The sequence below is a fragment of the Chelativorans sp. J32 genome, from assembly GCF_000518985.1.
Classification (GTDB): Bacteria; Pseudomonadota; Alphaproteobacteria; order Rhizobiales; family Rhizobiaceae; genus Chelativorans.
The window spans coordinates 23,217-48,947 of the sequence record NZ_JAEQ01000025.1 but is presented as its reverse complement, the minus strand read 5'-3'; the positions used below and the strand labels follow the sequence as shown (position 1 = coordinate 48,947).

Here is a 25,731-nt window from a genome sequence, read left to right as displayed (position 1 = left end):
AAGGCTCGGCCCGGTCGCAAGATCGGGCCGAGCTACTTAGGAGAACAAAACAGGAAACAACATAAGGATGTCTTTATGTCTTTTCCTCAACCAGAAACACCAAAGCCGACCCAATCGGATCGGCTTTGGGTACCGCGAAGTAAGCCGAAGCCCACGCGGGGCGAAGAGACCGGAATCCCCTCTCCTGTAGCAAGGTTACTATAGGGGGAGTCGGGTCCCAGAGTCGAGAAGGCGTCGGCAGTTTCTGCCTTCATCAACTACAAAAGGACTCATAGGATGAAAGAACCCAAAATAAGCGCAAACAAGCTCGTTGAATATTGTTTTGCAAGCCCCCAAAGAAGGAACGTGATAATTCAAGATATAATTAGGCCGAAAAACTTCCTTCTCGATACAAGATATAACGACATCGAGAGGGCAATGATGTTCTTTATTGAAGCCGCGGTATTAACGATAGTCGCCTCGTACAACTCGACGGAGCACTGTTGTTGAGAGAGCCGGCGTCTTCCCACGAGGAGCAAAGGCTTCTCATCGCGCATGATGCAATTGAGCTTTCCCGGACATTGGATTTTAGAGGGATTCTCAACCAAGGAAAAATCGCCGCTTTGCCCGAGCGGCAACCTCGCTTAAATATTTCTGGAGTTTCTGTCAGCGTACATCCTACTAATTCCATCACCGTAGCTCCGCTCGGGAAACAAGACAGCAGGTTTGGCCTTGTCCGACCTTACTTTGCTAAGTGCCAGCCGCTGAACACGGAAACCGCCGCTTTACATGGTGCGCTTCTGCATTGGTATGCTGAAGAAATATTCCCCACACTGGGTGAAGCGCAGCCAAGCTTGTGCTTCATTATCGATGTGTTCGCTCAGAATATCGTTTCAGCTCCCAAGAACTTTAAGCAGCGGCGGAAACTCCTAGGGGCCTCCTGTCAGGAGATCGCCGATCGATGGCCTGCCATTCGTAAGCGTTTGATTGAGGAGGAGGAAGTCCGCTTAAGACAAGCATTTAGGCGGACGAAGTAGCCACATTTGCCTGACTATGGCCCTCCCCCGAACGGGAGCAAGGTGATGCACGCCATCGCCCTCCACATCAGGCGTTGCGCTCGGGTTGGCTTGTTGTTGAGCGATCTATGGCATGAACCACATAGCCCTTCGTCATCCTGGCGCGGAGCCCCGGCGCAGCCAGGCGTGGAACCTAGCATCCACGCCCAGCGCTTCCGGCAATGGCCCGGGAAACCTCGCATCCCGCACGAACATCACGGCATGGTTCCTCGGGTTAAGCCCGAGCATGACAAAGCGGAGGGAAAGGCGCTTAACCTTTACTGTCGGGGGCGTCACCAGCCGACGCGGGACTGTACCCACGAAAGCCTCGCCGCTCGCACAGGGACAGCCCCTACCTGGCACCGGTTCTGTGTCGTGCCTGCAACGGAGGGAACAGAACTTGAAGCAGGGAGCAAGCCGCCAACCTCACGCCTTGTAACGGCGCAAAATAGCGTGTTATTAACGCTGTAGCCGCCGTGAGTGCGGGTAACCAACTTTACGTTTCGGGCGGGGAATCCCACCATGGACGATGCCTTCCGCGTGGATGGCACACGCCGTCGCTCATCCGTGCTGCGCCGCGTCGCCTTCTGCGTTTCAGCGCTGATGCTTCTCGCTGGAAGCGCGGCGACAGCGGCGGTCATGACCGTGCCGGAATGGTTCCTGTTCAACAAGCGGCTCGCGCTGAACATTCTCGAGCTCAGGACCAATGTCGAGCTTGAGGCGCTCGATCTGAGGACTACCGACGGCTTAAGCCTGCGGTCCTGGTATCATCCGCCCTCTTCCGGAAAGCCCGTCATCGTGTATTTCCCGGGACGCGACGGCGACCTCATCCGCAAGTCCTCGCACCTCTTCAAGCTCGCCGAAGAAGGATATGGCCTGACGCTCGTCGGCTATCGCGGCTTCGGCGGAAATCCCGGAAGTCCCAGTGAATTTCACTTCTACCGCGATGCAGAAGCCCTCATCGACAAGCTTTCTCGGGAAGGACTCGCGCCGGACGGCTTCGTTCTCTACGGCTATTCCATGGGCACAGGCGTTGCCAGCTACGCGGCGATGAAGTCCGAGGCGCAGGGGCTCATCCTGGAGGGGGCGTTCACCTCGTTTCCCGCCGCGGTCCGGCTACAGGTTCCGACGATTCCCACCTGGCTGATCCGCACCCATTTCGATACCACGCAGCGCATTCCATATATAGACGAGCCGATCCTGCTTCTGGCCGGAGAAAAGGACACCGTCACGCCTCCGATATTCGCCGAGAAACTTGCCTCGTTGAGCAAGGGGCTCTCCTGGCTGCAGATCCTGCCGGGAGCTGGGCACCTTGACATGTATCGGCACGGAGCATTGGAGTTTGTCGCCGATTTCCTGGGCGATCTCAGCGTGAACACAGAGGTTGCCGAAACGGGTGAGGCCGGAACCTCGCTCTAAAGTCAGAATCGGGCAAAGGCAGTTGCAGAATGGGAGATGCAGCCATTCGAAGAACCGACAGTGCCGCGCGATTCATCAAGGCCCCTCCGCACGTCCTCTACCGCGCCTTCGTGAACGCCGATGCGCTGGCGCAATGGCTTCCGCCCTTGGGCATGACGGCCGAGATCTTTGCGTTCCAGCCGCGCGCTGGCGGAGCGCTCCGCATGGCGCTCAACTATGAGGCGGACGGCCAGCGCGGCAAGACCGAAGACAACAAGGACGTCGTCGAGGGGCGTTTTGTCGAGCTTGTCGAAAACGAGCGCATCGTTTGGGCGGTCACGTTCAAGTCCGACGATCCATCCTTCGCCGGCGAAATGAAGATGACCTGGAGTTTCGCCCCTGCCCCCGGCGGAACAGAAGTGACGATCATCGCCGAGAATGTTCCGCCGGGTATTTCCAAGGAAGATCACGACGCGGGGCTAAGATCCACGCTCGAAAACCTCGCCGCCTTCATAGAGTGATTCCTGGCCGACAAGAGCGCGGTACCGCCATATGGCTCTACCTGAAGTCGCGCTATGAGCTTTTTATGCACCACCGGCTGCAATCCTCAGCGCGGTATCGAGCCGCCAATAGAAATACACTCCGAGGATCACCTCAAAGAGGAAGGCAGAAAAGGAATCAGGAATTTCGCGTAAACGCTCAAAATGGATCGACGCGAGGCCCATCCCGGAATTCCATACTAGAGAGATGGCTATACCCAGCAGCGCTGCCTGGATGCAGATTGGAAATCCTATGCAGACCGCTCTCGCGATGAATTCCCTGTCGTCACCGTTCCGATTGGTCCGGTAGCACAGAATGGAGCCCACGATACAAATCGCAAGCAAGGCTATGTCCGTGGCAATGAGCCACCAGTCCAGGACGATCCAAACACTCGAAGACAAGATGTTGGATGATGCCAGCCATGTTAAAAAGCTAATAGCGAGGAAGTAATGAAACCTTTCTCGCGACCCGACGGAGTTTTCTCTGAAGCGCCACGCCAGTTCCCTATCTCTTAAAAAATTCATGATGCACCTAAGTAAAGAATGAAACAAAATATTCTTCGATTTGAAAACTTGACGCACACGATAAATATCATGCGTAAATGAACTACACACACAATAGATTCCCTTTCCCGGAAATCACTTTCTTTTGACTTTCTCAGATCCGGCTAAGCCTATCGCCAGGCTGTCCTTACGTTCAGACCATCGTCTGGTGAAACCGGATACGTGTCTGATGCCCTACGCTATCGCGCTTCGGCAAAGTGATCTGGTATCACGCACGTTGGGGAAAATTCCGGTCCTGAAAGTGCGTGAATAAAAATGCGGAGGGAGGTCCCGACCTTTCCCGGACGCAAGTTCATCGTGCTGCGGGATCGGCCGGGGCGGCAGAGGTCCAGGACCAAGCATCCGGGATGAATGCTCCGCCTTTCGGCCAGCTATCGCCGCAGATGCGGTGCTGAGATAATGGTGACGCAGCATCTTGAGGGATGTTCGAAATGGAGCGCAGGCAATTTCTCGGTCTCCTCAGCGGGACGGTTCTGGCCGCGCCACACACCCGAGGCCTTGAGGCAGAAGCCGCCTCTCACCGCCTCTCGCGCCAGGCACCGTCGCAATGCTTCATCACCCAAAACAGCACCGGCTATCTGGTGATGGAGAGGCGCGACGGGGACCGCACATGGGAGATCTGGCAGACGGCAGATGACGGGCTGACCTGGGAGCCTTCAAGCCGCTCGAAGGCATGACGCACGGGCCGGCCAAACCGGTGGCATCCGCGTCACTCCGCCAGGATCTCGGCCTCCTCGGCGGCCTCAACGAAGGCTTTGCGCGCGGTCTCCGGCGCGGCATCGCCGATAAGCACGTTCCGGCAGGCCCTACAGGCGTCGTAATATTTGGGGCCGCGGAAGACGTGGTCCGGCCAGTGGGAAGTCAGGATTTCCGCAGCGCGCATGGTGTCGCCGACGAGGCAACGGGTGTCTCCGCGTTTGCCCGCCTGAACACTGACGGGTATGCTCCAGGATCCGATCGACATGGCGCCCCAGAACACCGGCGCCGGTCCTTTGTTCCTGCGGGATTCGGAAAGTTTTGCAACAAAGCGACCGTCGAAGGAACTGTACGAATCCAGGGCGGCGGTCACTACGAGGCGACTTTCAGCGCAGCCGCTGCAACATGCCTCAGAGCCGTTTCTTCTTCCGGTTCTATGTCCCTGCTCTGGCAGAAAAGTCCCAGAAAATGGCGTACCACGAGCAGCGCCGCCGCCTGCGGATCCGTCGGATCGTCGGATGCAGGGCGCTCGGCCACCCACGCCGCCAGCAATGATTGCTCGAGCTCCTCCGCCTTCAGCTCGGAGACCTTCACATGCTGGCGCACCTTCTCAGCCTCCGGCCCGTAGTCGGCATCCTTCATATGGCGCCTGACCTGGCGCAGGGGAACGACGACGTTTTCGCGCAATGCTTTCGCGCGAGTGTCGAGTTCTGCTATCGCGTCTTCATCCAGCGACTGCTTGCACCGAACCGCGGCATAGAGCGCAAGCAGAAGCACATTGACGTCGACGCCGCAGCGGTCCTGGAGCAGCAGGCAGGACGGTGCGACATCGGGCAGGCCGTAGACCGCCAGCGAGAACTGCCAATGAGGGGCCTTGTCCGCTTGCACGATCATTTCCCGTCCTTTCCTGAATCCTCGTCCCTCCAGCGCTTCACCACCCGGACGTCGATATCGAAGAGGTCGAGCGCGCGTCCGACGGTCTGGTTGACGATGTCGTCGAGCGTCGAAGGGCGGTGGTAAAAGGCCGGCACCGGCGGCATGACGATGGCCCCTGCCCGCGTCGCCAGGTCCATCAGTGTGATGTGGCCTGCATGGAGCGGGGTCTCGCGGAACAGCAGCACGACCCGCCGCCGCTCCTTGAGGCAGACATCGGCGGCCCGAACGACGAGCTCATCATTGTAGCTGTGGGCTATGCCGCTAAGCGTCTTTGCCGAGCAGGGGGCGACCAGCATGCCAATCGTGCGAAAGGAGCCGGACGACAGAGAAGCGCCGATATCCTTGTAACCGTGGACGTGGTCCGCCAACGAACGGACGTCGTCCGCGCTCCAATCCGTCTCTTCGGCGAGCGTGCGCACTGCCGAGGGCGAGAGAATTAGATGCGTCTCGATGTCGGGGAGTTTGCGAAGAAGCTCCAGTGCGCGAACCCCATAGATCGCACCAGAGGCTCCTGTAATCGCCACGATCAGCCGCTTTTTCTCGGCCATTCAGTCCCTCCAAGTGCAGGCCAAGGATCCGCCGTCAGCCTTCCGACCGTTTGGCGGCCTTCTCGGCCGCAAGCCTCTCCCGCAGGTCCCTGGCCCGGCCCTCATAAGTAGCCTGGCGCGCACGCCCGAAGGCAAGCGCATCCGCCGGAACGTTTTCCGTTACAACGCTGCCGGAAGCGACATAGGCGCCTGCACCGACGGACACCGGCGCCACCAACGAGGAATTTGTGCCGATAAAGGCAGCTGCGCCGATCTCGGTATGGTGCTTGCCAAAGCCGTCATAATTGCAGGTGATGGTGCCCGCGCCGATATTGGCGCCCGCGCCCACCGTGGCATCGCCGATATAGGAAAGATGCGGCACCTTCGCACCCGGCTCGACGCGTGCGTTCTTCACCTCGCAGAAATTGCCGATCTTGGCCTTCTCCATGATGGAGGCGCCAGGGCGCAGCCGCGCGAAGGGCCCTATCACCGCACCCGTCTCCACCGCGGCCTCTTCCAGATGCGAGAATGCATGGATCCGCACGCCCGATGCGATCTTCACGCCGGGGCCGAACCAGACATTCGGTTCCACGACAGTATCCGGCCCGATCTGCGTGTCATGGGAAAAAAAGACCGTTTCGGGTGCGATCAGCGTGACACCGGAAAGCATCATCTCCCGGCGCTTCCTTCGCTGCCAGACAGCTTCAGCCTCTGCCAGCTCGGCGCGGTTGTTGATGCCGAGCGCACTTTCAATTCCGGCCTCGCTGGCAACCACGAGAAGACCCTGCCGATTGGCTATCTCCACGATGTCGGTAAGGTAGAATTCGCCCTTCGCGTTGTCGTTGCCCACCTGATCGAGCAATGGAAGCGCATGTTGGCCCGCCACTGCCATGACGCCGCTGTTGCAGAACGTGATCTGCTTCTCCCGCTCGGAGCAATCCTTCTCCTCGCGGATGGCGAGCAGACGCCCATCCTTTTCTATAAGCCTTCCATAACCCGTCGGATCCTGCGGCCGGAAACCCAGGACCGCTACTGCCGCGCCCTCCGCAAGCTTCGCGCGTGCATTCAGAAGAACCGCAGGATCGAGAAGCGGGTGGTCTCCAAAGACCACCAGCACATCGTCATAGCCCCGGGCGATCGCCTCCTGCGCAGCGAGGACAGCATGCGCCGTCCCCAACCGTTGTTCCTGGACGTATATATCGGGCTGCTTTCCGGATTGTGAGTGTGTTTCAGCAAAGCTCCGCACCTGCTCCGCGCCGTTTCCCACCACCAGGGCAAGTCCATCCGCACCGGCTGCCGACGCGGCGGCCATGACATGGCCGACCATTTCCAAACCACCGATCTTGTGCAGCACCTTGGGAAGGGCGCTCTTCATGCGGGTGCCCTCGCCCGCGGCAAGGATGACGGCAAGACAGGTGCGGTTGGTCATGCTGGTTTACCGTGAATCGCGATAGGTCGGAGCGATCTCTACCACCCCGACGCATTCGGCGCAAAAGGGGACTCAGCCAAGAGTGCCCAGCGACGGGAAGGTTTCGAGCAGCCAGAATGCCATGCTCTGCATCCCGCCTGTGAGGAACAGCACGCCGGCGAGCACGAGAAGTCCGCCAATCGCCTTTTCCACCTGCCCCAGATGCATTCGGAACCGCTGCAGGAACCGCATGAAAGCATCGGAGAACAAGGCGGCGAGAAGAAAGGGGATGCCCAACCCGGCAGAATAGACCGCAAGCATCAGCGCGCCCTCCCCTACCGTCTCACGCCCCCCCGCCAGAGTGAGGATGGGTCCAAGCACCGGTCCGATGCAGGGGGTCCAACCGAATGCAAAAGCCAACCCCATCAAATACGCGGCGCCTATATTGGCGGGCTTGGCTTCCGCCTGCAGCCGCGCCTCCCGCGAAAGCAGCGGTATGCGGATGATGCCAAGGAAGTTGAGCCCCATCAGAATGATGACGATGCCTGCTACGATGGCGAGTTCCTGTTGCCAGGCACGCAGGAGACCACCGATCGTTGACGCGCCTGCCCCGAGGGCCACGAAAACGGTCGAGAAACCCAGCACGAAGGCCAAGGCTGCCTTGATGAGCGAAAGACGGGCGGTTCCACCACCCTCCGGGCGACGAAAATCGTCGACGGTGACGCCAGCCATGTAGCAGAGATAAGGCGGGACCAGCGGAAGCACGCATGGGGAAAGGAATGACAATGCCCCCGCAACCAGTGCGCTCGTGTATCCGATGTCAATTGCCATTTGCTCACCCTTTCCCGCCACCCGATATAGCGGCGAGCCCGGAGAAGCTCCAATCACCATCTCGTGGCATTGCGCCGCAGCCCGGGGAGTTGGCCGGATGCTGTGATGCTTCTAACGAGATCTGGCATGTCCCGCGATCACCGTGCCTGACTACGCACTCGGAAGCTTACCGAAAGGCATAGCTTCTATTGCCGCCCGCTTTGGAGGTGAAGCAAAGGCGTTGGCTGATCTTCAGTCGTCGTCGTCTTCGCGCATGACTTCGGCCAGATCGGCGGCGGCCTGGCCGGTATCCTGCAAAGTGGAGATCAGCGCTCGTAAGAGATTGTTGGTCTCATCCGAAAGCTCATTCTGCCGATCGACTGATTTCTTCAGATCAATCAACGCTTCGTAGACCATACCATCCATTTTCCGAGCCCTCATCTGCTCGTGCCCGCCAGCAGCGTGCAGCGTGAGGGACGAATGGTCAATCGGCGGCTAATCAAGTTTTAGGCGGCAGCGTGGTTTGCATCTAAGACCGTGCGGAACGAAAACGCTGATTGGGCATGGCTGTCGGCTGCACCATTGTTCGTGCAACTTTCTTCCAGTCATACGCGAACAGATTCTCTCCGCATACTCCAGTCTGGGATATCGAAAGTTCTGCTTATCTTTCAAAACCACAGAGGTGGTGAGCGCGCAGGGATTCGAACCCTGGACCTACTGATTAAAAGTCAGTTGCTCTACCGGCTGAGCTACGCGCTCGCACGAGGCTGAAATGCCGCCCGCGAATTGCGGCGGAACATAGTGAGGTGCTCGCATCGGGTCAACCGGAAAACCGGATATTGAAGGACGCATAATCGCATTAATTTCAGATGGCCTACGGAGAACGGCTCCGTGCCGGGCGGCCAAGCTCGAAAGGGAATCTGGAATTTCCTCAGCCGCTTCAACGTAAGGCGTCCGGCTCGATAAGCCAGATTCCCATTGACGCCTGAAATTGACGGGATTTGCGACCGGCACCGTGGCGACGCCCTGTCGTGTCCTCGGCAATGATTCTACCGGCTGCCCGCCACTTCCTCCGCAGTGACCAGGTCGGTGTAATTGTTGCCGAAATGTGTGCGCACATAATTGACGACCGCCGCCACCTGTTCGTCGCTCATCATGTCTGCGAATGGGGGCATACCGGCAAGTCCGTGGAGAACGACATAGACGGGGTAATCCCCGGCTTCCAATCGTTCATTCTTGGCGAGCGCAGGGTAGCGCCCTGCCCCCACCGCCCCCTGCCCGTCGCTCATGTGACATGCCGCGCAGACATTGGCGTAAAGCGCTTCCCCGGTCTGCTGCGTGAACTTGTCGTCACCGAGCGTGACGCCGGCCGAATCGGCGGATGCATGCTTCAGCGTGAATATGGTCGCGAGTGCCCAGACAAGAGCGAAGATTCCTGTCTGCCTGAACAATGCCGCCGCACTTTTTCGTGAAAGCGATGGAGATGTCTGAACCTTCATGGCATCAGCCTCCCACCACGCGTTGATGTAATCGTCTGACCGCATCCAGCGACGACAATATCGCTCCCTCCATCCATGCGGGGATATATGACGCGTGCTCGCCCGCGAGCACGATGCGCCCATCGATCTGGCAAAGGTCGTCGTAATATTGCTTGCGCGCTTCCTCCGACCAGTCGGCGGCACAACCGAGGGTAAAAGGGGAGCGGTGCCAGGCCCACGAAACGCCATTTTCGAACTCGTCCCTGTACTGAGGATGAATTTGGGCGCCATATTCGACCGCCTTCCTGACCCTCTCTTCCGGGGGCATGGCCGTGAATTCGTAGGAATGCGTTCCATTCCAGGTATAACAGCCCAAGAGGACGCCTTTGCCGGTGGTGTTGAAACGGCTGCTGGGATAGGAAATCTCGGAAATGGGCAGGTCGGTATAGCTAACACCGCCGAAGATGTGGTCGTCCTCTTCCCAGAAACGACGTTTGAACTGCAGTCCTACCTTCACGGATGACAGATATGGGACGGCTTGGATCGCTGCCCGCATGCGGGCACTGACATTGATGTCGATCTGGCTCAGGATTGGGAGAGGAATGGTGCAGATGCACCAATCAGCACTGGCCTTTCGCACCACGCCAGGCTTCTTCGTGTCCTCATAATAGGCCGTTACGCCACTGTCGTTCTGTTCGATCTTGGTGACCTTGGCATTATAGGTGATCAGGTCACCCACTTCTCGGGCAAAAGCCTTGCCGATCATGTCGATGCCGCCGACCGGCTGGAACATCGTCGTTTGATATTCAAAAAGGGTGAAATTGGCCAGGCTGGCCCAGAGACGCGAGGTGAGGATGTCGGAAAGAGCGATGGGTTTCGAGGGCAGCGGAGCCCCTCCTGGACCACCGCCGGGCAGTTTCGAGTAACCGCGGAAGTCGCTCGTGTGGAGGCTCTCTTTATAAGCGTAATCCTTATCGAGCGCGCCCCAGGAGCGAAGCGCCTCAAGCAGCATCTCCTGGTCCTCTTTGGTGACCTCGCCTTCGAGTTGCCCTCTATTGGTCACCTTGGCCAGAAGCTCAGATACGTGGCCGCGAAAGTCCGTGATGATGTCTCGAATGCGCTGCGGCTTTCCGCCAAATGCGGTGCTGGAGTGGAGGAAGGCATTGTAGTTGAGCTGCTGAAATGCCTCGAGTTGCACGCCCAAGCGCTTGCAATAGGCGAGCAGTCCATAATGATGGTATGGGATCCTCCATGGGCCAGGATTGAAATACAGCCCTTCGGCGAAACGGCATTCCTGTGTGGCTCCGCCCATTTCCGTAATGATATCGCCGCCCCGTATGGTCCAGTTTCGGCCACCGGCACGATCGTTATATTCCAGTATTTGAACCTTATACCCGGCTTGGCGCATTTCGAGCGCAGCCGTCATGCCGGCCAATCCGGCACCCAGGATCAAGACGGACGTGCCTTTGGGATCGCCTTCGAGCTGGATCGGTCCCTTGTAGCTCGACTCGGCGGCCAGCCCCAGCGTCACCATGGCTTGATACATGGCAGCGCTACCGGCTGTGATCCCCACCAGAGATAAGAGATTGCGCCGGCTTAAGCTGAGATATCCTTGGTTACGCTGCATCCACTCTCCTCGCTCGGCAGATTCTTCCGAGGCGCGAAGGTATGCATACTCCTGTTTATCCGCCAGCGAACGCTGGCGACAAGTTGTAACCATCGTTTACCTAGAGCTAACACCGACATATCGTTTATGATGATCTCTGCTGCTCCGCGCGGGATGCCCAATGCCTAATCGCGGAGGAACTCCCGAAACACCCCGGGAAGAATTTCGCACAGGTCTTCGGCGATCAGTCCCGGTCCGAAAGCCTTCGCTGCCTCCGCATGAAGATAGGCGGCAGCCGCTGCCGCTGGATATGCCGGCATGCCTTGCGCCAAGAGCCCGGTGATCATTCCCGCAAGCACGTCGCCCGAGCCTGCGGTCGCCAGATAGGGTGTACCATTCGTGTTGATGCAAGCCTGCCCATCGGGCGAGGCTATGATGGTGTCCGGCCCCTTCAGGAGCACAATCGCACCGCTGCGGGCGGCGGCGGCCCGTGCCTTGCCAAGCTTCGACAAGTGTCGGTCGGCCGCAAGATCGGGGAACAAGCGGGCGAACTCACCCAGATGCGGAGTGAGCACGATGCTCCCCTTCCTTCCAGCAGCCTCCGCAAAGAGCAGTTCCGGTTCCTGCGCGAAGGCGGTGATCCCATCAGCGTCGAGCACCAGATGCGCCGGAGGCCCGTCCTCGCCCGTTCTGAGGACCGCGGCGGCAAAGATGCGTGCTTTCTCGCTGATGCCAAAGCCGGGGCCGAGCAAATAAGCGGAAGCCCTCCTGTCGCGCTGAAAGGCTTCAAGCTCGTCAACGGCCTCGACCCGTCTCAGCATGATCGACGTCAGATGCATGGCATTGACGGCAAGAGCGGCAGCGGGCGAAAGCAAAGTGACAGCCCCTGCCCCAACCCGAGCCGCTGCGCGCGCCCCAAGCCTCGCGGCTCCCGTCGATGTTGGGCCTCCGGAAAAGATCGCAGCATGACCCCGCTCGTATTTGTGCGTGTCATCAGCCGGTCGCCGTAGGAGGGACTGCCAAAGAGACGGCAAGTTCTCGCTGCATCGTGGGCGGATTGTATCGAGCACACGATTGTCGATACCGATATCGGCGACCACGACCTCGCCGCAAAGCGTCCGACCCGGATAGAGGACATGTCCAGGCTTCTTGCGAAAAAATGTGACGGTCAGGCTAGCGGAAGCGGCTGTGCCCAACACCGTCCCGCTCTCCCCTGATACGCCCGAGGGAAGGTCAACGGCCAAGACAGGCACCTTGGCGGCTGCTACGCGACGAAGAGCGTCTGCATAAGCGCCGTCGAGCGGCCGTGCGAGACCTGCACCGAACACTGCATCGATGACCAGGTTTCCCTGTTCCGGCACAAAATCCTTCAAGCCGCCGGCGAGCGAAGGCCAATCTGCCGCCGCGCGTGCCGCGTCGGTTCCGGGCCTTGGCTCCACCTCTCGCCAAACACGCACATCGAGCCCGCGCTCCTGAAGCAGGCGAGCCGCAACATATCCGTCGCCGCCATTGTTCCCCGGACCGCAGAGAATATCGACGCCGGATGTATCGCCAAAGCGTGAGAGAGCCTCAGCCGCCACAGCCGCGCCCGCATTGCGCATGAGATCATAGCCATCGAGTGGCCCCATCTCAGCCGCAAGCCGATCAGCGCGCGCCATTTCCTCAGGAGAAAGAAGTTCGTGCATACCGAAACACCCGTTGAGTGAGGCATTTTTGCTCGCGGAAGCGGGCGCCGTAAATCGGGTTTCGCCCCGTCACCCTTTCAGGCTTGCCTTTTAAGCAGGCTGCACAGTTTTTAGGCAACCTCTCTACAATATTGGAGAATGCTGCGGGAAGAATTTAGCGGTCCGAGCACGCGTCCGACCGGTGAGAAGGCGGTTACAGGTTCGAAAAGACCCCACCAGCCAAACTGGCACGGTTCGTGCATACGAAAGGGCGAAGCGGGTGTTCCCCGTTTTTCAAAGCAACCGGAGGCCGCCGAAAATGAAGAAGATCGAGGCGATCATCAAACCGTTCAAGCTCGACGAAGTGAAGGAAGCTCTGCAGGAAGTCGGGCTCCAGGGCATCACCGTTACAGAGGCCAAAGGCTTTGGGCGGCAAAAGGGACACACCGAACTCTATCGAGGGGCGGAATATGTCGTCGACTTTCTGCCCAAGGTGAAGATCGAAGTCGTACTGGTCGACGAGATGGTGGATGCGGCCATCGAAGCCATTCGCAAGGCGGCCCAGACGGGGCGTATCGGCGACGGCAAGATATTCGTCTCCAATGTGGAGGAAGTGATCCGGATCCGGACGGGCGAAACCGGCCCGGACGCGGTCTGAACCGGCCGCACGGCCGAATTGCAAGAAGAGTTCTCACTTACAGGGGTTGAAGAGAATGACGACAGCACAGGACATCCTGAAGCAGATCAAGGACAGCGATGTTAAGTTCGTTGACCTGCGCTTTACGGACCCGAAGGGCAAGCTCCAGCACGTGACGATGGACGTCGCCGAGGTGGACGAGGACATGTTCGCCGACGGCGTCATGTTCGACGGTTCCTCGATTGCCGGCTGGAAGGCCATCAACGAGTCCGACATGGTCCTGATGCCGGATACCGAATCGGCTCACATGGATCCCTTCTTCGCCCAGTCCACGATGGTCATCCTGTGCGACATCCTGGACCCGGTTTCCGGCGAAGCCTACAACCGCGATCCTCGGGGCATCGCCAAGAAGGCAGAGGCCTATTTGCGGGCGGAAGGCATTGGCGATACCGTCTATGTGGGACCTGAGGCCGAGTTCTTTATTTTCGACGACGTGAAGTACAAAGCCGATCCCTACAACACCGGCTTCAAGCTGGATTCCTCCGAGCTTCCGTCCAACGACGACACCGATTACGAGACCGGCAATCTCGGTCACCGGCCACGCGTGAAGGGCGGCTACTTCCCCGTCCCGCCGATCGACTCGCTGCAGGACATGCGTTCCGAGATGCTCTCGGTCCTCACGGAGATGGGCGTCAGGGTAGAAAAGCACCATCACGAGGTCGCCGCAGCCCAGCACGAGCTTGGCATCAAGTTCGACACCCTGGTGCGCAACGCCGACAAGATGCAGATCTACAAGTATGTCGTGCATCAGGTCGCCAATGCCTATGGCAAGACGGCAACATTCATGCCGAAGCCCATCTATGGCGACAATGGCTCGGGCATGCACGTGCATCAGTCGATCTGGAAGGAAGGCAAGCCCACCTTCGCCGGCAACGAGTATGCCGGCCTCTCCGAGACTTGCCTTTACTACATCGGCGGCATCATCAAGCATGCCAAGGCGATCAACGCCTTCACCAACCCGACGACGAACTCCTACAAGCGCTTGGTGCCAGGCTTTGAAGCGCCGGTCTTGCTCGCCTATTCTGCGCGCAATCGCTCCGCTTCGTGTCGCATTCCCTTTGGCACCTCGCCCAAGTCGAAGCGCGTCGAGGTCCGTTTCCCTGATCCCACGGCCAATCCCTATCTGTGCTTCGCAGCCCTCCTGATGGCCGGCATCGACGGGATCAAGAACAAGATCCATCCGGGCCAGGCGATGGACAAGGATCTCTACGACCTGCCGCCGAAGGAACTCAAGAAGGTCCCGACCGTCTGCGGATCACTGCGCGAGGCCCTCATGAGCCTCGACAAGGATCGCGGCTTCCTGAAGGCCGGCGGCGTCTTCGACGACGATCAGATCGACTCCTATATCGAGCTGAAGATGGCCGAAGTGCTGCGCTTCGAGATGACGCCGCACCCGGTCGAATTCGACATGTACTATTCGGTCTGAGCCGTTCTTGAATGCAATAAAAAGCCCTCGGAAACGGGGGCTTTTTTATTGCCGACAGAGAACTAGTTGACTAGGTGGTGGCGGTAGCAGCGGCGCTTGGGAATGCCGTCGCACCTGCGACTACATCACGCCCAATGACCAATCCACGATATCGCTCGCCGCGGCGTTGAATGCCTGATTGAGAGCGGCCACGAACGCAACATCGCCACTTCCGGTCACCGTCGCAGTGGCAGAAAAATCGCGGGAAGCACGCACTTGGCCCGTGCGATCGTCAAGGACGCGCACGAAGAGCTGGACATAGGCCGAGCCGCTTCCCACCTGCACCTCGAACGAGCGGATGTCCACGATCACCTGATAGTCGATCGCGAGACCTTCGCCCGGCCGGCCGACACCAGCCAGGCTGCCGGACCGCTGATAGGCTTCGACCAATCCGGCTTGCACAAGTCGCGGCAGCCGGTCCGACCAGCGTGCGCCGCTCAGGAGCTGAAGAGCACCGCTGGAAGTACGGATGGCGATGTCCTCGCCGTCAAGGATCTTCAGGGCTTCCGGCTCCGGCACCAGGATCTGGGTGCGTGATCGCCTTGCGGCCGCAAGCTGGAGTGCCGGAGCAGTGAGATCATAGACATCCACAGGACGAGGGCCAAAGCCCGGGATAGCGGCGCAACCGCCGAGCATCAGGCTCAGGATCAACAGCCCGCAATAAGCCCGCTTCAATCCCAACCGCTTGCTCCTGAAAGACGGATTCGGCCCCATCGACCTTTCTTGCGGATGACCTTAAAGCTTGTCAACGGCGCGCCCGCTCGTCATAGCGCCGGATCGTGCCATCTCCACCGGTAATGATGCGCTGCGGGTTTCGCTCTAGATCACTAACGGCGCTCTCGATGCGGGAAATGGCCCGTCGTGCATCCCCGACCAGCGCTTCCACGTCGCGTAAGCCCTGGCCGGAAAAGCGCGAAAGTCCTTCCGTAATCGGACCGAGCCGCGCATTAAGCGTGTCGGCGACTTGCCGGAACGACTTGAGCGTGGAGCTTGCCTCGGCAAAGAGATCCTGCCCCTCTCCGGAGCCCAGCATTCCATCGAGCTTGGCCAGCACGCCATCCACCCGGACGGAGGCTGCGTTGAGCCGGCTTGCGAGCTCCTTCGCATCGGTAATGAACTGATCGATGTCTTCGGTCCTGTCGCTCACCGTGTCGGTGACTTCTGCGATTTGCGCGGAAGCCTTGTTGATCGCCTCGCTTGCCTGCTGGAAATTGCGCACGGCGTCTGAGACCTGATCAGGATCGACGCCGGCCACGAGCCTGTCGACCCTTTGCAGCGTTTCATTGGCTTGGGTGGAGAAACTCGAAAGCGAACCCACGGCCTCGTTCACGCCTGTTGCGATCGTGTCGAACTGGCCGCTGACGCTATCCAGACGTTGAGTAAAGGTTTCGACATTCTGCACGATATTAGCGATGCGATCCTTGTCCACGGAGGTGATCAGGTCTTCCGCCGCCCTCAAGGTCGAATCGAGCTGGCCTGAAACACCGGAGATGCTTTGGGACAGCGCGCTGACATTCGCCAGGAAGTCGTCGATGCCCTGCGCATTGCGTGCCAAAGCGCCGGAAAATGTCTCGACATTGCGAACCGTTTGCGTGAGCGGGCCGCGCGCGTCGGTCACGAATTCCTCGAGTTGGTCCACGACTGAATCGGCGCGCGCCATGAGGCCTTGTGCACTCTGTAGCAAATTACTGACCGCCGAAGGATTGGCCGTCATCTCCGCGATCGTGCCCTGTTCTTCCGCAAGCTGGAGGAGATTCGGCTCTCGCGGATTTCCGCCCGTTAGATCGACATTGGCCTGCCCGGTGGTGAGGCTTGCCAGCCCGATATCGGCCTGGGTTGACTTGGTGATCGGTGTTTTGCGGTCGACACGGGCGTCGGCAATGGCAATAGCCGGATTGTTCGGATCGATCTGGACCCGTTCCACCGTGCCCACCCGCACACCGTTGAAAAGTACGGCGCTGCCTGTTCCAAGGCCCGCGGCCGAACCGGGTATCCTGAATCGGATGGGCGCCATATTGCTGCTGTCGCCGACGCCGGCCGTCCAATAGACAAAGCCGAATGCCGCCAGGATGGCAAAGACGGTGAAGATCCCGACGATGACGTAATTTGCTTTTGTTTCCATTATCTAAGCATCTTTGTTCATCTTCAGCGCACAACCTGTCGGGCACGCTTGCCTCGGAAATACGACTTTACCCAGGGCTCTTCGCTCCTCATCATGTCGTCCACCGTGCCTTCCACGAGCACCCGTTTGTTGCCCAGCACAGCGATCCTGTCACATACGGTGAGAAGACTGTCGAGATCATGGGTGACCATATAGACGGTCAGGCCCATCGTATCGCGCATTTTCGCGACCAACTCGTCGAATTCCGCCGCTCCGATCGGATCGAGCCCTGAAGTCGGCTCGTCAAGGAAGACGATATCCGGATCAAGCGCAAGTGCACGTGCGAGGGCGGCACGCTTGATCATACCACCGGAAAGCTCCGAGGGAAATTTATTGGCAGCATCTCGCCTTAATCCCACAAGCTCCAGCTTTAACAGAGCGAGTTCGTCCATGAGCTTGCGGGGGAGATCGAGATATTCCCGCATAGGCACCTGAATGTTCTCAAGCACCGTCAGGGCGGAGAACAGCGCACCATGCTGGAAAAGCACCCCCTGGCGCATATCGATGAGCATACGCTGAGCTTCATTGAGGTCGGCAAGATCCTGGCCATACATGCAGATCGTGCCCGCCTGCTTCGGGATCAGCCCCAGGATCGTTCGGAGAAGCACGGATTTTCCGGCGCCTGAAGCGCCAACGAAGCCGAGGATCTCCCCGCGATAGACATCAAGCGAAAGGTGTTCCAGCACCGTCGTCCGCCCGAACCGCACGGTGATATCGCGAGCCTCCAACACGACCTCGGAGCCATTTGCGGCCGCGGCCGCGCCCCCTTGGTGGGAAGCCTGGTGGGGGGTCTCGTAAGTTTCCGTCGCCATCTCAGAAGTCGATCGCTGCATAGAACATGGCGAAAAGACCATCGACCACGATGACGAGAAAGATCGTTTTAACGACCGACGATGTCACGTGCCTGCCGAGGGATTCGGCGCTACCACCCACCTTCATGCCCTCGACCGAGGCGATGATCCCGATGATGAGCGCCATAAAGGGAGCCTTGATCAGGCCGGCAAAGATGCTGGTGAGATCGATCGCGTCGTGGAGGCGCTGGATGAAGGTTGGCGGCGCGATGTCCGAATAGAACCAGGCGACAAGGATAGCTCCGCCCAAGGCCGCGAAATTGGCAATGATCGTGAGGCATGGAACGGCCACGACAAGCGCAACCAGGCGAGGAAAGACCAGAACGCCGACCGGGTTGAGCCCGATCACGGTCAGCGCATCGACCTCCTCGCGCATTTTCATCGAACCGATCTCGGCGGTGATGGCGCTGCCGGAACGACCTGCGATCATGATGGCGGTCAGAAGGACGCCGAGTTCTCGCAGGATCAGGATGCCGACCAGGTCGACCACAAAGATCTCGGCACCAAAATAACGGAGCTGGAAGGCACCCTGCTGAGCAATGATGGCGCCCACCACGGCCGACATTAACACGATGATCGGAATGGACCCGACGCCCATACGATCGATCTGACTGGCTATGGCGGCGAGATTCACCGCGTGCCCGCGCCCAAGCTTCATCTGCGCGCCGCTGATGGTCGCGCCCAGGATATTCATCCCGTAGAGGAAATCGTCCTTGATGTCGTAGATGGTCTGTCCGATTGCCACCAGTATGGCGACGAGCGCCGAGCCGCGACGTGCGTCCTTGGGAAGAACAGGCTCCTCCGCTGTCGGACCGACGGCCGCCAGCAGAATGGCCGCCGCATCGGAAGCGCCGGTGACAAGGACCTCGGTTCCCCTCTGTTTCTGGGCAGCGATCACCCTGGCCACCAGCCAAGCCCCTGCCGTGTCGAGCTGGCCCACATCGCTCAGGTCGATTTCGAGAGCCTTCGCATCCCTCCGATCGCGCAGAAGACGCATGGGCTCGTCCACCTGGCTCACCGTGCGCGTGGTCCAATTGCCCGAGAGCCGGCAGAAAAGCGCCCCCTCGTCTTCGCGCAACTCAAGCTGCGGCGCGGTCGGGTCGCGCTCCTGGGCAGTGCCATTTCTCCGCGTCAGAATGTTGAACACCATACCCAACATCCTTAAAGCGGCGAGACCGAGAAGAAAACGCCCTTGCCCCCGAAAGCTTTGCATAGACAAGATACGTTGCCGCTCTCTCGATCGTCTGAGGTTTTCATGTCACGCTCAATCTCCATCCAGATCGAAAATTTCCCGATCGCAGGCGTGTTCCGAATCTCGCGCGGTGCCAAGACCGAAGCGCGGGTGCTCACCTGTACGATTTCCGAGGGAGAGGCCAGGGGATGGGGGGAGTGCGTGCCCTACGCCCGTTACGGCGAATCCTTGGAAAGCGTCGCCGCACAAATTGAAGAGATGCGGGCGGATATCGCCAACGGCATCGACCGGCATACATTGCTGAAGCGTATGCCCGCGGGAGCTGCGCGCAACGCGATCGATTGCGCGCTTTGGGACCTGGAAGCCAAACGGATGGGCAGGCGTGTGGCGCAAGCTGTCTGCGTCGCCCCTCCCCAGCCGCTGGTCACGGCTCAAACGATCTCCCTAGGCACCCCCGAAGAGATGGCAAGCCAAGCGCGTCAATATGCTTCCCGGCCCCTCCTGAAGATCAAGGTCGGCGGAGAAGATGACGAAGCACGGATAAAGGCTGTTGCATCTGCCGCCCCGAAGAGCCGGCTCATCCTCGATGCGAACGAAGGCTGGACCGAGAATAATATCGAGGAATATCTGCGGATAGCGGCGACACACCGCGTGGCGCTTGTTGAACAGCCGCTTCCCGCCGGCAGGGACGCCCTTCTGCGCGAAATCGCGCATCCCATAGCGATCTGCGCCGACGAAAGCCTGCATACGACAGCTGATCTCGAAGGGCTTCGCGGTCTCTACGATGCAGTGAACATCAAGCTCGACAAGACAGGCGGCCTCACGGAGGCAATTCTCCTGCGCGATCGGGCTCGTGCGCTCGGTTTCTCGATCATGGTGGGCTGCATGGTGGGCACGTCGCTGGCGATGGCGCCGGCGGTCCTGCTGGCGCAGGGTGCTGAATATGTCGACCTTGACGGCCCTCTCCTGCTTGCGCGCGACCGTATCCCTGGGCTCGCCTATGACGGCGCGCTCGTGGCGCCGCCCGAGCCGGAACTATGGGGATAACGATCTCCGGTGTGCCCCATTGCGAGCACAACCGTCGGCGCTGCAGGAGGAAGCAGCGGCACAACGAGCCTGGCCGCCTCAGCCGCATTTCAGGTCGGGCAGCGATGAGGCTAACCTCCAAGTGAAACGCCATAGCCCCACCCCACGGCCCTGAACCTCGCACTTTTTTCCAGATCCGGAACACCTGAAATGCCCGCCACCATCAGCACGGCCTTCATCTTCATCGCAGCCGCCCTTGCGGAGATCGCCGGATGTTTTGCTTTCTGGGCCTGGCTCCGGCAAGGCAAATCGATCCTTTGGATCGCTCCGGGCGCCGTTTCGCTCCTGCTGTTCGCCTATTTTCTGACGCTTTTGCCGAGCGATCACGCGGGTCGGGCTTATGCCGCCTATGGAGGGATCTACATCACCGCTTCGCTTCTCTGGCTCTGGCTTGCCGAGGGGCAAAAACCGGATCTATGGGACATATCGGGCGGAGCGATCGCGATTTTTGCCGCGTTGATTATTCTCTTCGCCCCACGGACGCCATGAGGGGGCATCGCCGCTCAGGCAGCCTCAGGGACCTCTTCCTTGAGCGGCGCGCGCGCAGGCCGACCAGTTGCAGTCATTTTCGCAGCTTCGATTTTCGCCCAGGTGATGATCTCGAAATTGCCGTCGAAGTCCTCCACCAGCGCCGTGCAGCTTTCCACCCAATCACCCGCATTCATGTATTGGACGCCGCGGATCCGCTCGATCGCGGCGTGGTGAATGTGGCCGCAGATCACCCCATCCACCTCGGATCGGAGGGCTTCCTGGGCAAGCACATCCTGGAATGAACTGATGAATTTTACCGCCTTCTTTACCTTCACCTTCGCCCAGGACGAGAAGGACCAGTAAGGTTGGCCGGTGAGGCGGCGGAAAGCCGCGACCACCCGGTTCACCACGATGGCCGCGTCATAGGCGCGGTCCCCCAGGTAAGCCAGCCAGCGGACATTGTGAACGACGGCGTCGAACTGGTCGCCATGGATGACGAGAAAGCGCCGCCCGTCAGCGCCATCATGGATGACCCTGTCCGCCACGGCGATGCCGCCGAAATGAATGCCTTCGAAAGCGCGCAGGAATTCGTCGTGATTGCCTGCGATGTAGAAGATCCTGGTTCCCTTACGCGCTTTGCGCAGAAGCTTCTGCACCACGTCGTTGTGGTCCTGCGGCCAATGCCATGAGCGCTTCAGCCGCCATCCGTCCACGATGTCACCGACGAGGTAAATCGTTTCCGCATCGTGATGGCGCAGAAAATCGATGAGGAACTTCGCCTTTGCCGGCCTGGACCCCAGATGGATGTCTGACAGGAAGATCGTTCGAAATGAGCGTGGCGCGATCGGGAGCATAGCAATTCCAGCTTTTCGTCGCGTTCCCTATGCCCCGATTCATGTCACAGGCATGTGACGGTTGCCATGCCGGACTCCCGGGAGTAGACGATCATGGAAGGCAATGCGGGAACAGCTCAATGGATCTGGGTATCGCGGGTAAGAATGCTATCGTGTGCGCATCGAGCAGAGGCCTTGGCCGCGGTTGCGCGATGGCATTGGCGGAAGCGGGTTGCAATCTGGTCGTCAACGGCCGCGATCCGCAGACGCTGCAGGAGACGGCACAGGAGATCCGGGACCGGTTCGGCGTCTCAGTGGCCGAGGTTGCGGCGGATGTCTCGACCTACGAGGGGCAGAAGGCCCTGCTGGCCGCCTGTCCCGCGCCCGACATTCTCGTCAACAACAATGCTGGTCCGCCGCTGAAGGATTTTCAGGCATTGTCGCGGGAAGAGCTGCTGAAAGGCGTAACCCAGAACATGGTCACGCCGCTGGAGCTGATCCAGGCTGCGCTGCCCGGCATGACGGAACGCGGCTTTGGGCGTATCGTCAACATCACGTCTCTGTCGGTCTATATGCCTATTTCCGGGCTCGATCTTTCCTCTGGCGCCCGCGCCGGCTTGACGGCGTTTCTGGCCGGCGTTTCTCGCAAGGTGGCGAACAAGGGCGTTACGATCAACAATCTGCTGCCGGGGAAATTCGGGACAGACCGGCTCAACAGCAACATCAGGCACGCTGCCGAAAAGGCCGGCCGCTCTTTCGAAGAACAGGCGCAGCGTCAGGCATCGGAAGTGCCTGCCGGCCGCTTCGGCACGCCTGAGGAGTTCGGGCAGGTCTGTGCCTTCCTGTGCTCTATCCATGCGGGCTACCTGACGGGCCAAAACATCCGGCTCGACGGCGGCTTGTTCCCGAGTGCATTCTGATAAACTGTCCTCCGCTTCGGCGGCGAATCGGTGATTGATGGAGGGATGATTGAAACTTTTGCGTTTTGGCAACAAAGGTTCGGAGAAGCCGGCCGTTCTTCATACCGACGGGACCATTCGGGACGTATCTTCCCTTGTGGCTGACTATACCCCGTCAACCATTTCACCGGCGCTCCTGCGCATTCTCGCCTCCGCCGATATCGGCTCGCTGCCCACGGTGCCTCAGGTGACACGTATCGGAGCTCCGATCGCTCGCACCGGCCATTTCATCGCCATCGGCCTCAATTATGCAGACCATGCGGCCGAGTCCGGCCAACCTGTGCCCAGCGAACCCGTGGTGTTTTCCAAGGCGCCCAGCTGCCTTTCCGGGCCGAATGACGATGTCGTGCTGCCAAAGGGCTCTCAGAAGGGCGACTGGGAGGTCGAGCTTGCCGTCATCATCGGCGAGCGCTGCGACTACGTCTCCGAAGAGGAAGCGCTTTCGCGCGTGTTCGGCTACGCCGTGTGCAACGACGTTTCCGAGCGCGAATATCAGGCCGAGCGCGGCGGCCAGTGGATCAAGGGTAAGAGCGCGCCGACCTTCGGACCTCTCGGCCCCTGGATCGTGACATCCGACGAGATTTCCGATCCGCAGAACCTCGACATGTTCCTGGACGTGAACGGCGAGCGCATGCAGACCGGAAGCACGAGCACGATGATCTTCTCGGTCGCTGAGATCATCTCATACCTTTCGCGCTTCATGGTGCTCGAGCCGGGCGACGTGATCACCACCGGCACACCGCCGGGCGTCGGCATGGGCAAGAAGCCGCAGGTCTACCTGAAGGCCGGGGACGAAATGCTTCTTGGCGTTACGGGCCTGGGCGAGCAGCGCCAGCGCGTCATCGCACGCTGATTGAATCCCACATGTTTTCTGTAAGAAGAGGGGCGACAGCCGAATAGGCCATGGCCGCGAAGAAGACACGTTCGGATCTGGATGAGGCTGCCCTTTTCTTCCATCGTCACCCCGTACCGGGCAAGCTGGAGATCCAGCCGACGAAGCCGCTCGGCAACCAGCGCGACCTGGCGCTTGCCTATTCTCCAGGCGTGGCCGCGCCGTGCCTGGCGATCCAGGAGGATCCGGCCCTTGCCGCCGACTACACTTCTCGCGCCAATCTGGTCGGCGTGGTGTCGAACGGAACCGCAGTCCTCGGCCTTGGCGATATCGGTCCGCTCGCCTCGAAGCCGGTGATGGAGGGGAAAGCTGTCCTCTTCAAGAAATTCGCTGGCATCAATGTTTTCGACATCGAGATCGACGCGCCCGATGTCGACCGCATGGTGGAGACCATCGCCGCGCTGGAGCCCACCTTCGGCGGCATCAACCTTGAAGACATCAAGGCGCCGGAATGCTTTGAGGTCGAGGAGCGCCTCAAGGCGCGCATGAAGATCCCTGTCTTCCATGACGACCAGCACGGAACGGCGATCATCGTGGCGGCAGCGGTCCTGAACGGCTTGGAGCTTGCGGGCAAGGACATCGCCTCTGCCAAGATCGTGACCTCCGGTGCGGGCGCCGCGGCGCTCGCCTGCTTGAACCTGCTCGTCTCGCTGGGCGCAAAGACGGAGAATATCTGGATCACGGACCGGTATGGCGTCGCTTATCGCGGGCGTGTTGAGGAGATGGACCGCTGGAAGGAGCCCTATCTCAAGGACACGAACGCCAGGGAGCTGACAGACGTGATTGGCGGGGCGGATGTGTTTCTTGGCCTTTCGGTCGGCGGCGTTCTGAAGCCGGAAATGCTCAAGGAGATGGCCGATCGGCCGTTGATCCTGGCGCTCGCCAACCCAAATCCGGAGATCATGCCGGAGGAGGCACGCAAGGCGCGGCCCGACGCCATGATCTGCACGGGACGATCAGATTTTCCGAACCAGGTCAACAACGTCCTGTGCTTTCCCTATATCTTCCGCGGCGCGCTCGATGTCGGCGCCACGGCGATCAACGAAGAGATGAAGCTTGCGGCGGTGCGTGCCATCGCCGCGCTTGCCCGTGAGGAGCCTTCGGAAGTCGCCGCCCGCGCCTATTCCGGTGAGACGCCTGTCTTCGGACCGGATTTCCTCATCCCCTCGCCTTTCGATCCACGGCTGATTCTCAGGATCGCGCCCGCGGTCGCCAAGGCGGCAATGGATTCGGGCGCCGCGACGCGCCCGATCGAGGACATGGACGCCTATCTTGATCGGCTGAACCGATTCGTCTTCCGCACCGGCCTGGTGATGAAGCCGGTCTTCTCTGCCGCCAAGCAGGCCGGGCGTAAGCGCGTCATCTATGCGGATGGTGAAGACGAGCGGGTGCTGCGCGCCGCGCAGGTTGTGCTGGAGGAAGGGCTTGCGCAGCCCATCATCATCGGCCGCCCGCATGTGGTCGAGGTACGCCTGAAGCGATACGGCCTGAAGATCAGGCCCGGCATCGATTTCGAGATCATCAATCCGGAGGACGATCCGCGCTACCGCGACTATGTGGATCTCCTGATCCGCATCGCGGGCCGGCGCGGTGTGACGACTGAGGTGGCGCGCACGCTCGTGCGGACGAACACCACCGTCATCGCCGCTCTTGCCATGATGCGCGGCGAGGCTGATGGCATGATCTGTGGTCTCGAAGGCCGCTTCGAGCGGCATCTGCGTTACGTGGATGCGATCATCGGCCGTCGGGAGGGAGTGCGGGATATTTCAGCACTGTCGCTGCTCATCACGCAGCAGGGCGTGATGTTCTTCACCGATACCTATGTGACGCTCGATCCATCCGCGGAGGAAATAGCGGAGATGACAGTGCTCGCGGCGGAGGAGATCCGCCGTTTCGGCATCGAACCAAAGGCAGCACTCCTCTCGCATTCGGATTTCGGCTCGCGCGACTCCGCAAGTGCTTTGAAGATGCGCGAGGCCGTCGGTATTCTGCATCGCATCGCACCGGACCTCATCGCGGACGGCGAGATGCATGGCGATGCCGCGCTTTCCGAGGAGTTGCGCCAGCGTGTCTATCCGCACGCACTGCTGAAAGGCGAAGCAAACCTGCTGGTGTTCCCGAACCTCGATGCCGCCAACATCACGCTTACCACGGTAAAGGCGATGACGGATGCGCTCCATGTCGGGCCAATCCTGCTCGGAATGGCTCGGCCGGCTCATATCCTTACGCCTTCCGTCACCTCGCGCGGCATCGTCAACATGACCGCGCTTGCGGCCGTCGAGGTTCTTCAGAGCCAGAACCGTCAGCTGCACCTGCCGGGTTAGCGCCGAGGACCGGAATCGGTTTCGCGAGATACGCAGTTCGGTAACGCGCACCGTTCCCTGCTCGTCCCCGAGCCTGCCCGACGTAACGCGGGATTAAGACTGGCTTGATACGCTCTGGCTCGTAACTGCGGTCGCTTGAA

At 60.0% G+C, this 25,731-nt stretch carries 26 protein-coding genes and 1 tRNA gene; 11 read left to right on the top strand and 16 right to left on the bottom strand.

The window, feature by feature from the left end; translation table 11 throughout:
- Positions 1-482: 482 nt before the first annotated feature.
- From CHEJ32_RS0122180 to CHEJ32_RS0122170, 3 genes are all read left to right on the top strand, one after another.
- Positions 483-1,016, top strand: a complete 534-nt coding sequence (locus tag CHEJ32_RS0122180) for a hypothetical protein (RefSeq protein WP_028035742.1) — start codon at positions 483-485, stop codon at positions 1,014-1,016.
- A gap of 540 nt (positions 1,017-1,556) precedes the next feature.
- Positions 1,557-2,453 carry an alpha/beta hydrolase gene (locus CHEJ32_RS0122175; protein WP_028035741.1) on the top strand — a complete coding sequence of 299 codons (897 nt, stop codon included), beginning with the start codon at positions 1,557-1,559 and terminating at the stop codon, positions 2,451-2,453.
- 29 nt (positions 2,454-2,482) lie between these two features.
- Positions 2,483-2,953 carry an SRPBCC family protein gene (locus CHEJ32_RS0122170; protein ID WP_028035740.1) on the top strand — a complete coding sequence of 157 codons (471 nt, stop codon included), beginning with the start codon at positions 2,483-2,485 and terminating at the stop codon, positions 2,951-2,953.
- A 63-nt stretch (positions 2,954-3,016) separates the two neighbouring features.
- Here CHEJ32_RS0122170 and CHEJ32_RS0122165 read toward each other — a convergent pair whose 3' ends face one another.
- On the bottom strand, positions 3,017-3,496 hold the full coding sequence (locus CHEJ32_RS0122165) for a hypothetical protein (protein ID WP_156936772.1): 480 nt from the start codon (positions 3,494-3,496) through the stop codon (positions 3,017-3,019).
- Between the two features lie 470 nt (positions 3,497-3,966).
- Here CHEJ32_RS0122165 and CHEJ32_RS0122160 point away from each other — a divergent pair, with 470 nt between their 5' ends.
- Positions 3,967-4,212 (top strand): hypothetical protein, encoded by a 246-nt coding sequence (locus CHEJ32_RS0122160; RefSeq protein WP_156936771.1) that lies wholly within the window; start codon positions 3,967-3,969, stop codon positions 4,210-4,212.
- A 32-nt stretch (positions 4,213-4,244) separates the two neighbouring features.
- Here CHEJ32_RS0122160 and CHEJ32_RS0122155 read toward each other — a convergent pair whose 3' ends face one another.
- The 10 genes from CHEJ32_RS0122155 to CHEJ32_RS0122110 form a co-directional block, all read right to left on the bottom strand.
- On the bottom strand, positions 4,245-4,514 hold the full coding sequence (locus CHEJ32_RS0122155) for a DUF982 domain-containing protein (protein ID WP_156936770.1): 270 nt from the start codon (positions 4,512-4,514) through the stop codon (positions 4,245-4,247).
- A gap of 89 nt (positions 4,515-4,603) precedes the next feature.
- Positions 4,604-5,125 carry a TIGR02444 family protein gene (locus CHEJ32_RS25720; protein ID WP_051469843.1) on the bottom strand — a complete coding sequence of 174 codons (522 nt, stop codon included), beginning with the start codon at positions 5,123-5,125 and terminating at the stop codon, positions 4,604-4,606.
- A complete protein-coding gene (locus CHEJ32_RS0122145; protein WP_028035736.1) occupies positions 5,122-5,715 on the bottom strand; it encodes a UbiX family flavin prenyltransferase in 594 nt (197 codons plus the stop codon). The genes CHEJ32_RS25720 and CHEJ32_RS0122145 overlap by 4 nt, the downstream gene beginning before the upstream one ends.
- A gap of 34 nt (positions 5,716-5,749) precedes the next feature.
- Positions 5,750-7,123, bottom strand: a complete 1,374-nt coding sequence (gene glmU, locus CHEJ32_RS0122140; RefSeq protein WP_028035735.1) for a bifunctional UDP-N-acetylglucosamine diphosphorylase/glucosamine-1-phosphate N-acetyltransferase GlmU — start codon at positions 7,121-7,123, stop codon at positions 5,750-5,752.
- A 72-nt stretch (positions 7,124-7,195) separates the two neighbouring features.
- The gene (locus tag CHEJ32_RS0122135) at positions 7,196-7,933 is read right to left on the bottom strand and encodes a cytochrome c biogenesis CcdA family protein (protein WP_028035734.1); all 738 of its coding nucleotides are present in this window, start codon (positions 7,931-7,933) and stop codon (positions 7,196-7,198) included.
- A gap of 231 nt (positions 7,934-8,164) precedes the next feature.
- Entirely contained in the window at positions 8,165-8,338 is a 174-nt protein-coding gene (locus tag CHEJ32_RS27250; RefSeq protein WP_156936769.1) for a hypothetical protein, read from the bottom strand.
- A gap of 257 nt (positions 8,339-8,595) precedes the next feature.
- Positions 8,596-8,671, bottom strand: a tRNA-Lys gene (locus CHEJ32_RS0122125).
- A gap of 290 nt (positions 8,672-8,961) precedes the next feature.
- Positions 8,962-9,411 (bottom strand): cytochrome c, encoded by a 450-nt coding sequence (locus CHEJ32_RS0122120; protein WP_084032910.1) that lies wholly within the window; start codon positions 9,409-9,411, stop codon positions 8,962-8,964.
- 4 nt (positions 9,412-9,415) lie between these two features.
- Positions 9,416-11,017, bottom strand: coding sequence for a flavin monoamine oxidase family protein (locus CHEJ32_RS0122115; protein WP_028035732.1), 1,602 nt, complete (start codon positions 11,015-11,017; stop codon positions 9,416-9,418).
- 164 nt (positions 11,018-11,181) lie between these two features.
- Complete coding sequence (locus CHEJ32_RS0122110) at positions 11,182-12,681, bottom strand: bifunctional ADP-dependent NAD(P)H-hydrate dehydratase/NAD(P)H-hydrate epimerase (protein WP_028035731.1); 1,500 nt, start codon at positions 12,679-12,681, stop codon at positions 11,182-11,184.
- A 298-nt stretch (positions 12,682-12,979) separates the two neighbouring features.
- Here CHEJ32_RS0122110 and CHEJ32_RS0122105 point away from each other — a divergent pair, with 298 nt between their 5' ends.
- Both CHEJ32_RS0122105 and glnA read left to right on the top strand, forming a co-directional pair.
- The gene (locus CHEJ32_RS0122105; RefSeq protein WP_028035730.1) at positions 12,980-13,318 is read left to right on the top strand and encodes a P-II family nitrogen regulator; all 339 of its coding nucleotides are present in this window, start codon (positions 12,980-12,982) and stop codon (positions 13,316-13,318) included.
- A 55-nt stretch (positions 13,319-13,373) separates the two neighbouring features.
- Entirely contained in the window at positions 13,374-14,783 is a 1,410-nt protein-coding gene (glnA, locus tag CHEJ32_RS0122100; protein ID WP_028035729.1) for a type I glutamate--ammonia ligase, read from the top strand.
- A gap of 120 nt (positions 14,784-14,903) precedes the next feature.
- Here glnA and CHEJ32_RS0122095 read toward each other — a convergent pair whose 3' ends face one another.
- The 4 genes from CHEJ32_RS0122095 to CHEJ32_RS0122080 all read right to left on the bottom strand — a co-directional run bounded on the left by CHEJ32_RS0122095 (position 14,904) and on the right by CHEJ32_RS0122080 (position 18,984).
- Positions 14,904-15,503: an ABC-type transport auxiliary lipoprotein family protein gene (locus CHEJ32_RS0122095; protein WP_245261257.1), complete on the bottom strand. Its 600-nt coding sequence runs from the start codon at positions 15,501-15,503 to the stop codon at positions 14,904-14,906.
- Positions 15,504-15,567: 64 nt separating this feature from the next.
- On the bottom strand, positions 15,568-16,944 hold the full coding sequence (locus CHEJ32_RS0122090; protein WP_028035727.1) for an MlaD family protein: 1,377 nt from the start codon (positions 16,942-16,944) through the stop codon (positions 15,568-15,570).
- A gap of 23 nt (positions 16,945-16,967) precedes the next feature.
- Positions 16,968-17,795 (bottom strand): ABC transporter ATP-binding protein, encoded by an 828-nt coding sequence (locus CHEJ32_RS0122085; protein ID WP_034658958.1) that lies wholly within the window; start codon positions 17,793-17,795, stop codon positions 16,968-16,970.
- Between the two features lies 1 nt (position 17,796).
- Positions 17,797-18,984: an ABC transporter permease gene (locus CHEJ32_RS0122080; RefSeq protein WP_028035725.1), complete on the bottom strand. Its 1,188-nt coding sequence runs from the start codon at positions 18,982-18,984 to the stop codon at positions 17,797-17,799.
- 105 nt (positions 18,985-19,089) lie between these two features.
- Here CHEJ32_RS0122080 and dgcA point away from each other — a divergent pair, with 105 nt between their 5' ends.
- Both dgcA and CHEJ32_RS0122070 read left to right on the top strand, forming a co-directional pair.
- The gene (gene dgcA / locus CHEJ32_RS0122075) at positions 19,090-20,073 is read left to right on the top strand and encodes an N-acetyl-D-Glu racemase DgcA (protein ID WP_028035724.1); all 984 of its coding nucleotides are present in this window, start codon (positions 19,090-19,092) and stop codon (positions 20,071-20,073) included.
- Positions 20,074-20,262: 189 nt separating this feature from the next.
- Complete coding sequence (locus CHEJ32_RS0122070) at positions 20,263-20,601, top strand: YnfA family protein (RefSeq protein ID WP_034658957.1); 339 nt, start codon at positions 20,263-20,265, stop codon at positions 20,599-20,601.
- A 14-nt stretch (positions 20,602-20,615) separates the two neighbouring features.
- Here CHEJ32_RS0122070 and CHEJ32_RS25715 read toward each other — a convergent pair whose 3' ends face one another.
- A complete protein-coding gene (locus tag CHEJ32_RS25715; protein WP_051469842.1) occupies positions 20,616-21,437 on the bottom strand; it encodes a UDP-2,3-diacylglucosamine diphosphatase in 822 nt (273 codons plus the stop codon).
- A 119-nt stretch (positions 21,438-21,556) separates the two neighbouring features.
- On the opposite strand from CHEJ32_RS25715, the gene CHEJ32_RS0122060 reads away from it, so the two are divergent.
- Genes CHEJ32_RS0122060 through CHEJ32_RS0122050 form a run of 3 tightly spaced genes read left to right on the top strand, consistent with a single transcriptional unit; the run spans position 21,557 to position 25,591 of the window.
- A complete protein-coding gene (locus CHEJ32_RS0122060; protein ID WP_028035722.1) occupies positions 21,557-22,336 on the top strand; it encodes an SDR family oxidoreductase in 780 nt (259 codons plus the stop codon).
- Positions 22,337-22,385: 49 nt separating this feature from the next.
- Positions 22,386-23,228, top strand: a complete 843-nt coding sequence (locus CHEJ32_RS0122055; RefSeq protein ID WP_028035721.1) for a fumarylacetoacetate hydrolase family protein — start codon at positions 22,386-22,388, stop codon at positions 23,226-23,228.
- Between the two features lie 50 nt (positions 23,229-23,278).
- The gene (locus CHEJ32_RS0122050) at positions 23,279-25,591 is read left to right on the top strand and encodes an NADP-dependent malic enzyme (protein ID WP_028035720.1); all 2,313 of its coding nucleotides are present in this window, start codon (positions 23,279-23,281) and stop codon (positions 25,589-25,591) included.
- The last annotated feature ends 140 nt before the right edge of the window (positions 25,592-25,731 follow it).